Genomic DNA, 12455 nt, shown 5'->3' on the forward strand with positions numbered 1-12455 from the left:
TCAACCTCGCGCCAGCGCCGTGCCGGTGCCCGCCTTGTCGCCCGCCGCGCGCCCCGCTGGCCCGTCCGCCTTGCGCCAGCGCGGATGCTCGGGAATCGTGGCGAAGCACATGCCCTTCGCCTTGAGCCCCGCGATCAGCGGATCGAGCATCGGCGCGTATGGATCCTTGCGCGACCAGATGCCCAGGTGGGCGATCAGGATGTCGCCGTCGCCGATCGCCTTCAGTTGCCGGGCGAGCAAGCGGTCGTTCGGGAATTTCTCGGACGGCAGCTCGTCGCCGAGGAAACCGGCCGGCGTCCACGGCACGTGCGACCACCCGCATTCGGTGGCGAAGCGGTCGACCGCCTCCGGGAGCCTGCCCCCCGGCGCGCGCCAGATCGCATCGAGCGGCCGGCCGGCCAGTTCGCGAAAACGCGCGTCGACCCGGGCGATCTCGGCGCAGACCGCGCCGGCGTCCCAGCGCTGCTCGCGGCCCGCCTGCGCGCCGAACTGCGGCTTCGCTCGCACGCGATCGCCCGCCGCGCCCGAGAAGTACACGTGGTCCATCGTGTGCGAGCCGAAGGCATGCCCCTCGGCCGCACGGGCCCGCCACCAGTCGCGCCAGCCGTCGTCGAGCGCGTGGTCGCCGCGCACAGTCTTCTCGTTGGCCAGGAAGAAGGTCGCGCGAACGCGGTGCCGGGTGAGCGTGGCGGCGATCAGCTCGGCATCGCGCATGTTGCCGGTGTCGAGCGTCAGGTAGACGGTGCCACGGCAGATCTGCCCGGCCCGACCGGGATCTGCCTGCGCCGCCCGCGCCCCCTGCGCCTCCCGAAAACCCTGCCCCGCTGCGCCGGCGACCGGCACGAGCGCCCCGGCCGCGGCGAGGACGAGCGCAAGGCCGGCCGGCAACGCCGAAGCGAAAAGCCTGTCGTGGATTCGCCGCATTGCCTCGAGCATGACCGCCGGCCCGCCGGGCCGGCAGCTCTCTCCCTTCAGAGCAGTGGCGCCCGGTCGTGCAGGTAGAGCCCGTGCGGCGAGCGCCCGACCGGGATGGTCCTCACCACCTTGCGCTGGGCGATGTCGACCACCGCGACCCGCTTCGCCCAGCGGGTGGTCACCCAGAGCTCGCGCCCGTCGGCGGTGACTTCCAGGCAGTCGGGGCCCCCGGACACCGGGATCGTGCCGACCACCGCCAGCTTCTGCATGTCGAGGATCGAGACCGTGTTCTCGACCCGGTTCGACACGAAGAGGTGACGGCGGTCGCCGAGCCCGCGGAAGTTGTGCGCGCCGGCGCCGGTGACGATGCGGCCGACCGTTCGCCGCTCGCGCCAGTCGATCACCTGGACGTGGTCCTCGCCCATGACGCCGACCAGCAGGTACCGGTCGTCGGGCGTGACGACGATGCCGGCCGGCTGCCGGCCGGTGGGCAGCTTCCAGAGCAGCTCGCCGCGCTCGACGTCGATCGCGGCCACCTCGTCGCTCTCCTGCAGCGTGACGAAGACGGTCCGGCTGTCGGCCGAGAACCAGAGGTGGCTGGGCGCCTTCGGAAGCGGCAGGCGCGTGGCGGGCTTCAGCTCGCCCTGCTCGTGCCGGTACAGGTCGACCCGGTCGAGCCGCAGCGCGGCCACCGCGAACCAGCGGCTGTCCGGAGAAAAGCCGATCTGGTACGGATCGGGGATGTTGGGCACCCGCTTCTGCAGCGCGCCGGTGACCGGGTCGAAGAAGTGCAGCTCGTCGCTGACCGCGTTGGCCACGATCAGCGACTTGCCGTCCGGGGTCGGGTACAGGTGGTGCGGCTCCTTGCCGACCGGGATCCGCTCGACCTCGGCCTGCCGCGCCCGGTCGATCCGGGAGACGTTGGCGTCGCGCGAGTTCAGCACGAAGAGAGGCAGCGGGGGGCGGGAACCGGGCGGGTTCGGCGCGACGGCTGCCGGGGACGCCGAAGCCGTCGCCGTCGCAAGTGCGGGCGCGGCAGGCGGCGGACTGGACGCGGTCGCGAGCGGCAGCAACGCCGCACAGGACAAGGCCGCGAGCCAGCGCGCAAGCGGCCGGACGAGGCGGCGCACGAGCGGCCGAAGCGGCGGCCGGGGCAGCGAGCGGAGGGAACCGGAGAACGCCATCTGGACAAGCATCCGGAACGGGTCGGGCCGAAGATTATGCCGCACCGGCATACACTTCGGGGACCATGCTCGCAGTCCTGGAAGTCACCCTGCCGGTGTTCGCGCTGGTCTTCTGCGGCTACGTCGCGGCGGGCAGGAAGATGCTGCCCGACAAGGCGGTCGAGGGCATCAACGCCTTCGTGTTCCGGTTCGCGCTGCCGGCGATGCTCTTCAGGGTGATCGCGCTGCGACCGATCGGGGAGCTGATCGACTGGCGCTACACGATCGGCTACGTGATCGCCGCGCTGGCGGTCTACGCGCTGGTCTACCGGCTGGCCCGGCAGGGCAAGCTCGGCGGCCCGCCGGCGGACGGCGCCCACGCCGCCGCCCTGTCGCTGCACGTGACCCACGGCAACGTCGGCTACCTGGGCCTGGCGCTGGTGGCCGAGGTCAGCGCCAAGGCCCTGCCCACGGTGGCGCTGACGATCATCCTGGACATCGTCGTCATCGTCGTGCTGTCGATGGTGCTGATGGAGCTGCAGCGCGGCCGCGAGCGCGCCGGCGGCAGCTCGCCCTGGGTGCCGGTGTTCGCCAGCCTGTCGCGCTCGCCGCTGGTGCTGTCGATGGCGGCCGGCCTGGTGGTCTCGTTCGGCGGCTGGCAGCTGCCCACGGTCGTCGACAACTTCACCCGCCTGCTCGGCGGCGCCGCGGGCCCGGGCGCGCTGTTCGCGATCGGCGCGGCGCTCGGCGGCGCACGCCTGCGCTTCGACCGCGAGATCTGGGCGCTGCTCGCCGCCAAGCTGGTGCTCTACCCGGTGGCGGTCGCGCTGTCGCTGTTCCTGGTCTTCCGGCCCGACCCCTTCGTGGCGGCGATCGGCGTGCTGTGCGCCACGCTGCCCGGCGCGAGCAACAGCTTCATCATCGCGCAACGCTACGGCGTGCCGACCGGCGCGATCAGCGCGGCCACCGCCGGCGGCACCGCGCTGTCGGTGTTCACGGTGAGCCTGGCGATCTGGCTGCTGGGCCTTCGCTGAACGAGCCTCGACCGGAGACGCCGCGCAACCGCCGGCCGGCCCGGGAACTGGCGGCCTGCCCCCGACTGCCTGCCTGCCGTTCATGAGCCGTGCGCCGCCGGGCGTCGGCCGCCGCGAGCCGGCCGTCGCCGAGCGAGGTGCGCCCAGGCGACGGCCTGCCTACTCTCCGACCTCAAGCCGATCGTGGCCCCACGCTGGAGAGTCAGGATGTTCTCGATGCGATGGCTCCGAAACTTCGCCGGGGTCCTGGTTGCCGCCCTGGCGCTCTCCGCCTGCGGGGGGGGATCCGGCGACGGATCCGCGGGCAACGTCGCCGGTGTCGCAGGCCAGTCGGCCTGGTCGCCCGCCGACCTGCCCGCCAGCAAGAGCGCGGCCGCGCGCTTCCTCTCGCAGGGCAGCTTCGGCGCCAGCGACGCCGACGTCGCCCGGGTCGAATCCCTCGGCTACTCGGCGTGGATCGAGGATCAGTTCGCCAAGCCGGCCTCCACGCACCTGGGCCACTATGCGGCGCGAACCGCGGCGCTCGAGGAGAACCAGCGCCCCCGGACCGAGTGGGTCTACGAGAGCTTCTGGAAGAACGCGATCGCCGGTGAGGACGCGCTGCGCCAGCGCGTGGCCTTCGCGCTGTCCCAGATCTTCGTCGTGTCGCTCACCGACGGCGCGGTAGCCCAGTACCCGCGCGGCGTGGCCGGCTATCTCGACATGCTCGGCGAGAACGCCTTCGGCAACTTCCGCAAGCTGATCGAGGACGTCTCGCTGCACCCGATGATGGGGCTGTACCTGTCCCATCTGCGCAACCAGAAGGCCGATCCAGCGACCGGACGGGTGCCCGACGAAAACTACGCGCGCGAGCTGATGCAGCTGTTCACGATCGGTCTGCACGAGCTGAACCAGGACGGCACGGTGAGGCTGGACTCCCGCCGCGAGCCGATCGAGACCTACACGAACGAGGACGTCACCGGGCTGGCGCGCGTGTTCACCGGTTTTTCCTGGGCCGGTCCCGATTCGTCGAGCGCGCGCTTCTTCGGCGGCGTGGCCGAGTCGTATCGGGACATCACGCCGATGCGCGGCTACCCGCAGCATCACGAGGCCGGCCCCAAGAGCTTCCTGGGAACCACGGTCACCGCCACGACGCCCGAGTCGAGCCTGAAGGCCGCCCTCGATCACCTGTTCGCCCACCCCAACGTCGGGCCCTTCTTCGGCAAACAGCTGATCCAGCGCCTGGTCACCAGCAATCCGAGCCCCGCCTACGTGGCGCGCGTGGCCGGGGCGTTCGCCGACAACGGACAGGGCGTGCGCGGCGACATGAAGGCGGTCATAAGGGCCGTCCTGCTCGACCCAGAGGCGCGCGACGAGCTCCTGGCCGATCGCCCCACGTGGGGCAGGCTGCGCGAGCCGATCCTTCGGGTCAGTGCCTGGCTGCGCGCCTTCGGCGGACGCTCGACCAGCGGCAACTTCACGATCCCGCAGACCGACGACCCGGTCTCCTCGATCGGCCAGACGCCGATGCGGGCGCCCTCGGTCTTCAATTGGTACCGGCCCGGCTACGTCCCGCCGAACAGCGCGATCGCCGACGCCGGAATGGTCGCGCCCGAGATGCAGATCACGCACGAGAGCTCGGTGGCCGGCTACCTGAACACGATGCGCTCGGCGGTGCAGAACGGTTTCGGCTCGAACGATCCGGCGACCGGCAGGCGCGACGTGCAGCCCGACTACTCGCGGGAGCTCGGGCTCGCCGGGCAGCCCGAACTGCTGGTCGACAGGGTCGCCCTGCTCCTGACCGCCGACCGGATGTCGCCGGACACCCGCGCGATGATCCGGGACGCCGTCGCCTCGGTGACGATCTCGACGACCAACCAGGCCGCCGCGGAGACTGCGCGGCTCAATCGCGTGCGGCTAGCCGTCTTCCTGACGCTGGCCTCGCCCGATTTCCTCGTCCAGAAGTGAGAGCCGCCATGAGCCTCCGGAACGCCTCCCGCCGCCGCTTCGTCCGCACCGCGTCGGCGCTCTCGATCGCAGGCCCGGCCGGCCTTCCGTTCGCGCTGAACCTGGCGGCCATCGGCGCAGCCGCGGCACAGACGAGCGGCGACTACCGGGCGCTCGTCTGCCTGTTCATGTTCGGCGGCAACGATTCGCACAACATGGTGCTGGCCACCGACCCCGATTCGTGGACGGCCTACCGCGCGGTGCGCAGCGTGGCGCCGTCGCCGATCGCGTTGCCGGCGCCCGGCGAGGCCGGTGGCGTGCTGCCGATCACCCCGGTCACCGCGCAGCCCGGTCGCAGCTTCGCGCTGCACCCGAACATGGGCGCGCTGCGCGACCTTTTCGCGGCCGGCCGCGCCGCGGTCGTCGCCAACGTCGGGCCGCTGATCGCGCCCACCAGCAAGCAGCAGTACGTCGCCCGCTCCGTGCCCCTGCCGCCGAAGCTCTTCTCGCACAACGACCAGCAGTCGACCTGGCAGGCGCACGCGCCGGAAGGCGCGCGGGTCGGCTGGGGCGGGCGCCTGGGCGACCTGCTGGCGTCGGCGAACGGCAATGCGACCTTCACTTGCATCTCCGCGAGCGGCAACGCGGTCTGGCTGTCCGGCGAGTCGACGCTGCAGTACCAGGTCGGCGCGGGCGGGGCCGTCGCGATCGGCGGACTGACCGGCGGCCTGTTCGGCGCCTCGGCATCGGCGAACCCGCTGCAGGCGATCGTCGCCGGCGACCGAACGAACCTGTTCGAGAAGGAATACAACCGCGTCACCCGGCGATCGATCGACGCGCAGCAGGCACTGAACGCCGCGATGGTGCCGGCCGCCGGTCTCGAGGCCCCTCCGGACGGCAACGGCCTGGCCAGTCAACTGCTCACCGTGGCCCGCCTGATCGGCGGCCGGGCGGCGCTCGGGGCGCGACGGCAAGTCTTCTTCGTGAGCATCGGCGGCTTCGACACGCACGACAACCAGACGGCGAACCACGGCACGCTGATGGGGCGGGTCTCCCAGGCGATCGCGTACTTCGACCGACTGCTGGCCTCGCCGGCGGTGAACGCGCTGGCCGAGACCACGCTGTTCACCGCGTCCGACTTCGGGCGCACGCTCACCAGCAACGGCGACGGCACCGACCACGGCTGGGGCGCGCACCACCTGGTCGTGGGCGGGTCGGTCCGCGGCGGGGACCTGTACGGACGCTACCCCGTGATCGGCGTCGGCACCCAGGACGACGTCGGTCAGGGCCGGCTGCTGCCGGCACAGTCCGTCGACCAGTACGGAGCGACGCTGGCCCGCTGGTTCGGTCTCTCCGACGCGCAGATCGCGGACGTGTTCCCGAACATCGGGAACTTCTCCGCCCGGGACCTCGGGTTCATGGCCTGAGCGATGCCGCAAGCGCGGCCCTGGGCCGTCAGCCCCGCAGCGCCTCCAGCGCCTTCTGCAGCCGCTTGACCGACACCGGCGTCGGCGTGCGCAGTTCCTGCGCGAACAGCGACACCCGCAGCTCCTCGAGCAGCCAGCGGAACTCGTCGAGCCGCGGGTCTGCCTGGCCGCGTCGCTGCGAGGCGATCCGGCGCCAGGCCTGCAGCAGCGGCGCCATCTCGGACATCTTCTGGGCGTCGCGCGCCGGGTCTGCGCGCAGCTTGTCGAGCCGGTTCGACACGCCCTTCAGGTAGCGCGGCAGGTGGCGGAAGCGCTCGGGCGGCGTGGCCGACACGAAGCGCTTCGGCAGCAGCTCTTCGAGCTGCCTGCCGATGTCCTCGGCCGCCTGGGCGTGGGCGCGCGCGGCCTGCAGCTTGCGCAGGATGGCCTGGTGCTCGGCCAGGATGCCGGCCAGGGTCCGCGCGACCTCCTGGCCGATCAGGTTGACCCGGGAACGGGCCTCGGCGAGCCGCGCCGCGAACGAATCGGCATCGTCGGGCACCGGCTCGCCCAGGCAGGCGCGCTCGATCACCGCCGCCACCAGGTCCCGCTTCAGCTCGTCGCCGCTGCCGAAGCTCGCGAACTGCAGCGACATCTTCTGGAAGTCCGGGATGTTGCGCTCGAAGAACTTCAGCGGCTCCTTCAGCGCGAGCGCGAAGAGGCGGATCGTGCCGCCGCGCTGGGCGGCCTTGGCGGACTCGGGCTCGTCGAAGAGTTGCAGCTCGACCGCGTCGCCGACGTCGACCACCGCGGGGAAGCCGATCAGCGCCTGCCCGCGCCCGCGCTGCGGGATCTCGAGCAGCTCGGGCAGCCTGCCGAAGGACCAGTCCGTGAAGCGCTGGCCCGGCGACAGGCCGGCCGATGCGCCCGCCTGCTCGCCGCCGCCCACCGCCATTCCGGCAGCGGCAGCCCGGCCGGCAGCCGCGGCGGACGGACCGCTCGTCGGGCCCCCGCCCTCGCCCGGCCGCCCAGGACCTGCCGCCTGGCCGACGCGCTCGCCACCGCGAGGCGAAGCCGCCTCGGCTGGCGCTGCCGAGACCTTCAGCCGGTCCCCCAACTGCGCCAGCGCCGCCTGGAAGGCGGTCTGCGCCCGCGCGCCGTGGTCGGCCTTCAATTGCGGCAGGTTTCGCGAGGCCGCGATCCGCGCGCCGTGCGCATCCACCAGCCGGAAGTTCATGGACAGGTGCGGGGGCAGCGTTTCGGGCCGGAAGTCCTCGCGCTGCAGGCGGATGCCGTGCTGCTCGCGCAGGTCGTCGATCAGCGCGTCGACCAGCGGCTTGCCGGCGATCCAGCCCCCTTGCGCGGCGCCCTTGTCGGCCTCCCGCGCCGCCACGCGCCCGACGAAGGCCTCGGCGCTGTCCGGCAGCGGCACGAGGTGGCGCCGGTGCTTCTGCGGCAGCGACTTGTACAGCCCCTGCACCTTGTCCTTCAGCATGCCCGGCACCAGCCACTCGCATCGCACCGGGTCGACCTGGTTCAGCGCGGCGATCGGCACGGTCATGGTGACGCCGTCGTCGGCCGCGCCGGGCTCGAAACGGTAGTCGAGCTCGAAGCCGATGCCGGCCATCTCCAGTCGCCTCGGGAAGGCGTCGCTGCCGATGTCGCCGGCGTCCTTCTTCAGCAGCGCGTCGCGCGACAGGAACAGCAGCTTCGGGTCGTCCTTCGACGCGGACCGCCACCAGTTCTCGAGCGCCTGCGCCGACCAGACCTCGGCCGGGATCTTCGCGTCGTAGAAGTCGAACAGGTAGCGGTCGTCGACAAGCAGGTCGGGCCGGCGGATCTTGTGCTCGAGCTTCTCGATTTCGGCGACCAGCTTCCGGTTGTGCACGAAGAACGGCAGCCTGCCGTCCCAGTCGCCCTCGACCAGGGCCGCGCGTATCATCGCTTCGCGGGCCATCGCCGGGTCGCGCGGGCCATAGGCGACGCGCCGCTGCGCGTAGATCGTGAGCCCGTACAGCATGCCGCGCTCGTGCGCGACCACCTGGCCCGAGTTCTTCGACCAGGCCGGATCCGACCAGCTGCGCTGGATCAGGTGGGCGGCGGCCTGCTCGATCCACTCGGGCTCGATCTTCGCCACGGTGCGCGCGTAGAGCCGGCCGGTGTCGACCAGCTCGGCGGCCATCAGCCAGCGCGGCGCCTTCTTCGTCAGGTACGAGCCCGGGTGGATCGCGAACTTCACCTGGTGTGTGCCCGCGTACATCGGCTCGTCGAGCGGCTTGAAGCCGAGGTTGCCGAGCAGGCCGGTCAGCAGCGCGCGATGGATCGCCTCGGGCTTCGCCGGCGCTTCGTTGGCCTTCCAGTGCATCTCGCCGACCGTCTCGGCCAGCTGCGAGTGCACATCGGCCCACTCGCGCAGCTTGCGCGGGGACAGGAACTCGCGCTCGAGCTGGTTCGCGAGCCGCCGGTTCGACTCCTTGCCCGCCTGCGCCGCCTGCCAGTGGTTCCACAGTTTCAGCCAGCCGACGAAGTCCGAGTTCTCGTCGGCGAAGCGCTTGTGCGACTGGTCAGCCGCCTGTTGCGCCTCGGGCGGCCGCTCGCGCGGATCCTGCGAGGACAGGGCCGCGGCGATCACCAGCACCTCGCGCAGCGAGCCCAGCTCGCGCGCGGCCAGCAGCATCCGGCCGATGCGCGGATCGAGCGGAAGCCTGGACAGCGTGCGCCCCACCTCGGTCAGCTCGCGCGATTCGTCGACCGCGCCGAGCTCGTGAAGCAGCGCGAAGCCGTCGGCGATCGCCTTGCGCGGCGGCGGATCAAGGAAGGGGAAGGCCTCGATGTCGGGCAGCCGCAGCGCCTTCATCCGCAGGATCACGCCCGCCAGCGACGAGCGCAGCACCTCGGGGTCGGTGAAGCGCGGCCGCTTCAGGAAATCTGCCTCGTCGTAGAGCCGGATGCACACGCCGTCCGACACCCGCCCGCAGCGGCCGGCGCGCTGGTTCGCCGCCGCCTGCGAGATCGGCTCGATCTGCAGCTGCTCGACCTTGTTGCGGTAGCGGTAACGCTTGACCCGCGCCAGGCCCGAGTCGACGACGTAGCGGATGCCCGGCACCGTCAGCGAGGTCTCGGCCACGTTGGTGGCCAGCACGATCCGCCGGCCGCGCGAAGGCGAGAACACCCGCTGCTGGTCGGCGGCCGAAAGCCGCGAGTAGAGCGGCAGGATCTCGACCGGGCCGCGCGCCCAGACCGAGGCGCCGGCCGCTCCGCGCGCGCTCTCGCGCGCGACCAGCCGCCGCAGGTGCTCGGCCACGTCGCGGATCTCGCGCTCGCCCGGCAGGAAGACCAGCGCGTCGCCGGGCGCCTCGCGCCACAGGCTCTCGATCGCCTCGTCGATCCGCGACGGCAGGTCGGTCTCGTCGTCGTCGTCGCGGTGGCTGTCGTCGAAGCCCTGCCAGCGGATCTCGACCGGGTACAGCCGCCCCGACACCTCGACGACCGGCGCCGGCTCGATCACCGGCTTGCCGTGCTCGTCGACGCGACCGGTGTCGCGGCCGAAGTGCCGGGCGAAGCGCTCGGCGTCGATCGTGGCCGAGGTGATCACGATGCGCAGGTCGTCGCGCCGCGGCCCCTCGACCAACTGCTTGAGATAGCCGAGCAGGAAATCGATGTTCAGGCTGCGCTCGTGCGCCTCGTCGACGATGATCGTGTCGTAGTCGCGCAGCAGCGGATCGGACAGCGTCTCGGCCAGCAGGATGCCGTCGGTCATCAGCTTGAACGACGCGCCGGCGGCCAGCTTCTCGTTGAAGCGGATCTTGTAGCCGACGTGGGTGCCCAGCGGCGAGCCGAGCTCCTCGGCGATGCGACGCGCCACCGCGGTGGCGGCGATCCGGCGCGGCTGGGTGTGGCCGATCAGGCCGGCCTGCCCGCGGCCGGCCATCGCGCAGATCTTCGGCAGCTGCGTCGTCTTGCCCGAGCCGGTCTCGCCGCTCACGATGACCACCGGATGCGCGCGGATCGCGGCCGCGATCTCGTCGCGGCGCGCCGACACCGGCAGGGACTCGGGAAAGCTCAGCGGGGGCAGCGGCCGCGGCTCGAAGCGGCGCGCCGGGCCGGCGGCTCGGCGACCGGAGCCGGCTCGACCACCGGCGCCGGCTCGACCGGCGGCGCCGGACGGACGATCGGTGCTGCGCGCGGAAGCGCCCGGCCGCGGCGAATCCTGCTGCTGCCCGCGAGGGCGCTGGGGCGAAGACATGGCGCGAAATTATAATGACCGGATGAACACGCCAAGTCGCGCCGCCGACACCGCCGGCCCCCCTTCCCCCGCCGGCGACCTCGCTCCGGCGGCCGCGGTGCCGCCGGCCGTGCCGGAGCCGGCGCAGTTCGTCACCTGGCTGCGCGCGGTCGCCCCCTACATCCACGCCTTTCGCGGCAAGACCTTCGTCGTCGGCGTGCCCGGCGAGCTGATCGAGGCCGGCCGGCTGAACACGCTGGTCCAGGACCTCAGCCTGCTGCACGCGATGGGCATGCGGATCGTGGTCGTGCACGGCTCGCGACCGCAGGTCAACGAGCAGCTGAGGCTGCGCGGCGTCGAGCCGCAGTACGCCGACGGCCTGCGGATCACCGATCCGGCCGCGCTCGAGTGCGCGAAGGAAGCCGCCGGCGAGCTGCGCCTGGACATCGAGGCCGCCTTCTCGCAGGGCCTGCCCAACACGCCGATGGCCCACGCCTCGGTACGGGTCGTGTCGGGCAACTTCGTCGTCGCCCGGCCGGTCGGCATCGTCGACGGCGTCGACTTCCAGCACACCGGGCTGGTTCGCAAGATCGACATCCAGACGGTCCGTTTCGCGCTGCAGAGCAACGCGATCGTCCTGCTCTCGCCGCTCGGCTACTCGCCCACCGGCGAGGCCTTCAACCTGACCATGGAAGACGTCGCGGTGAGCACCGCGGTGGCGCTGGACGCCGACAAGCTGATCTTCCTGGCCGAGCCCGCCGCGCTGACCACCGTCGACGGCGAGCTGCAGCGCGAGATCTCCGAAGCCGAGGCCCACAAGCTGCTGCGCTCGGAGCGGCTCGCGCCCGATGCGGCCTTCCTTCTGCGCAACGCGCTGCGCGCGTGCGACGGCGGCGTGGCGCGCGCCCACATCATCCCGCTGCAGCTCGACGGCAGCGTGCTGCTCGAGCTGTTCCAGCACGACGGCGTCGGCACGATGCTCGTCGAGGAGACCCTCGAGGAGCTGCGCGAGGCCACGGCCGACGACGTCGGCGGCATCCTTGCGCTGATCCGCCCGCTCGAGGAAGACGGCACGCTGGTCAAGCGCGACCGCTCGCTGATCGAGCGCGAGGTCGAGAACTTCACCGTGATCGAGCACGACGGCGTGATCTTCGGCTGCGCCGCGCTCTACGCCTTTCCCGACGAGAAGATCGGCGAGATGGCCTGCCTGGCGGTCAACCCGAAGGCGCAGAGCCGCGGCGACGGCGAGCGGCTGCTCAAGCGCATCGAGCAGCGCGCCCGCGCCGCCGGCCTGAAGCGGCTGTTCGTGCTGACCACCCGCACGATGCACTGGTTCCTGAAGCGCGGCTTCACGCTCGCCTCGGTCGACCAGCTGCCGCTCGAGCGGCAGAACATGTACAACTGGCAGCGCCGCTCGCGCGTGCTGATCAAGCAACTCTGAGGAATCGAATGTCCCGCACCGTTTTCTGCGTGAAGCTGCAACGCGAGGCCGAAGGCCTCGACTTCCCGCCCTATCCCGGCGAGCTCGGCAAGAAGCTCTACGAGAGCGTGTCCAAGGAGTCCTGGCAGGGCTGGGTCCGCCACCAGACCATGCTGGTCAACGAGAACAGGCTGAACCTGGCCGACGCGCGGGCGCGCAAGTACCTGGCCACGCAGATGGAGAAGTACTTCTTCGGCGATGGCGGGGACAAGCCGGCCGGCTACGTGCCGCCTTCCGCCTGACCGGCCTCGCTCGGCGTTCGCTGCCGGACCGCGTCGATCGTTTCGATGCGCCCGGCCGGGGAGG

General features: G+C 71.8%; 8 protein-coding genes. 5 read left to right on the forward strand and 3 right to left on the reverse strand.

Annotated features, from left to right (window positions below; all coding sequences use genetic code 11):
* Complete coding sequence (locus M6I34_RS04525) at positions 1 to 936, reverse strand: polysaccharide deacetylase family protein (protein ID WP_272484514.1); 936 nt, start codon at positions 934 to 936, stop codon at positions 1 to 3.
* A 35-nt stretch (positions 937 to 971) separates the two neighbouring features.
* The gene (locus M6I34_RS04530; RefSeq protein WP_472926567.1) at positions 972 to 2045 is read right to left on the reverse strand and encodes a YncE family protein; all 1074 of its coding nucleotides are present in this window, start codon (positions 2043 to 2045) and stop codon (positions 972 to 974) included.
* A gap of 119 nt (positions 2046 to 2164) precedes the next feature.
* On the opposite strand from M6I34_RS04530, the gene M6I34_RS04535 reads away from it, so the two are divergent.
* The 3 genes from M6I34_RS04535 to M6I34_RS04545 all read left to right on the forward strand — a co-directional run bounded on the left by M6I34_RS04535 (position 2165) and on the right by M6I34_RS04545 (position 6465).
* On the forward strand, positions 2165 to 3112 hold the full coding sequence (locus tag M6I34_RS04535) for an AEC family transporter (RefSeq protein ID WP_272484515.1): 948 nt from the start codon (positions 2165 to 2167) through the stop codon (positions 3110 to 3112).
* Positions 3113 to 3328: 216 nt separating this feature from the next.
* Positions 3329 to 5059 (forward strand): DUF1800 domain-containing protein, encoded by a 1731-nt coding sequence (locus M6I34_RS04540; RefSeq protein WP_272484516.1) that lies wholly within the window; start codon positions 3329 to 3331, stop codon positions 5057 to 5059.
* Between the two features lie 8 nt (positions 5060 to 5067).
* Complete coding sequence (locus M6I34_RS04545; protein ID WP_272484517.1) at positions 5068 to 6465, forward strand: DUF1501 domain-containing protein; 1398 nt, start codon at positions 5068 to 5070, stop codon at positions 6463 to 6465.
* A 28-nt stretch (positions 6466 to 6493) separates the two neighbouring features.
* On the opposite strand, the gene hrpA is transcribed toward M6I34_RS04545, so the two are convergent.
* Positions 6494 to 10690, reverse strand: coding sequence for an ATP-dependent RNA helicase HrpA (gene hrpA / locus M6I34_RS04550; protein WP_418953447.1), 4197 nt, complete (start codon positions 10688 to 10690; stop codon positions 6494 to 6496).
* Positions 10691 to 10712: 22 nt separating this feature from the next.
* Between hrpA and argA the strand changes: the two genes are divergently transcribed.
* Together argA and M6I34_RS04560 are read left to right on the forward strand one after the other, a co-directional pair.
* Positions 10713 to 12110, forward strand: a complete 1398-nt coding sequence (gene argA / locus M6I34_RS04555; protein ID WP_272484518.1) for an amino-acid N-acetyltransferase — start codon at positions 10713 to 10715, stop codon at positions 12108 to 12110.
* 8 nt (positions 12111 to 12118) lie between these two features.
* Complete coding sequence (locus M6I34_RS04560) at positions 12119 to 12391, forward strand: oxidative damage protection protein (RefSeq protein WP_272484519.1); 273 nt, start codon at positions 12119 to 12121, stop codon at positions 12389 to 12391.
* Positions 12392 to 12455 lie beyond the last annotated feature (64 nt).

The organism is Zeimonas sediminis (assembly GCF_023721795.1).
Taxonomy (GTDB): domain Bacteria; phylum Pseudomonadota; class Gammaproteobacteria; order Burkholderiales; family Burkholderiaceae_E; genus Zeimonas; species Zeimonas sediminis.

What these genes read in the sequence shown, in the direction of transcription:
- M6I34_RS04525 (WP_272484514.1), bottom strand. Translation starts at nt 936, where the DNA reads ATGCTCGAGGCAATGCGGCGAATCCACGACAGGCTTTTCGCTTCGGCG.
- M6I34_RS04535 (WP_272484515.1), top strand. Translation starts at nt 2,165, where the DNA reads ATGCTCGCAGTCCTGGAAGTCACCCTGCCGGTGTTCGCGCTGGTCTTC.
- M6I34_RS04540 (WP_272484516.1), top strand. Translation starts at nt 3,329, where the DNA reads ATGCGATGGCTCCGAAACTTCGCCGGGGTCCTGGTTGCCGCCCTGGCG.
- M6I34_RS04545 (WP_272484517.1), top strand. Translation starts at nt 5,068, where the DNA reads ATGAGCCTCCGGAACGCCTCCCGCCGCCGCTTCGTCCGCACCGCGTCG.
- hrpA (WP_418953447.1), bottom strand. Translation starts at nt 10,690, where the DNA reads ATGTCTTCGCCCCAGCGCCCTCGCGGGCAGCAGCAGGATTCGCCGCGG.
- argA (WP_272484518.1), top strand. Translation starts at nt 10,713, where the DNA reads ATGAACACGCCAAGTCGCGCCGCCGACACCGCCGGCCCCCCTTCCCCC.
- M6I34_RS04560 (WP_272484519.1), top strand. Translation starts at nt 12,119, where the DNA reads ATGTCCCGCACCGTTTTCTGCGTGAAGCTGCAACGCGAGGCCGAAGGC.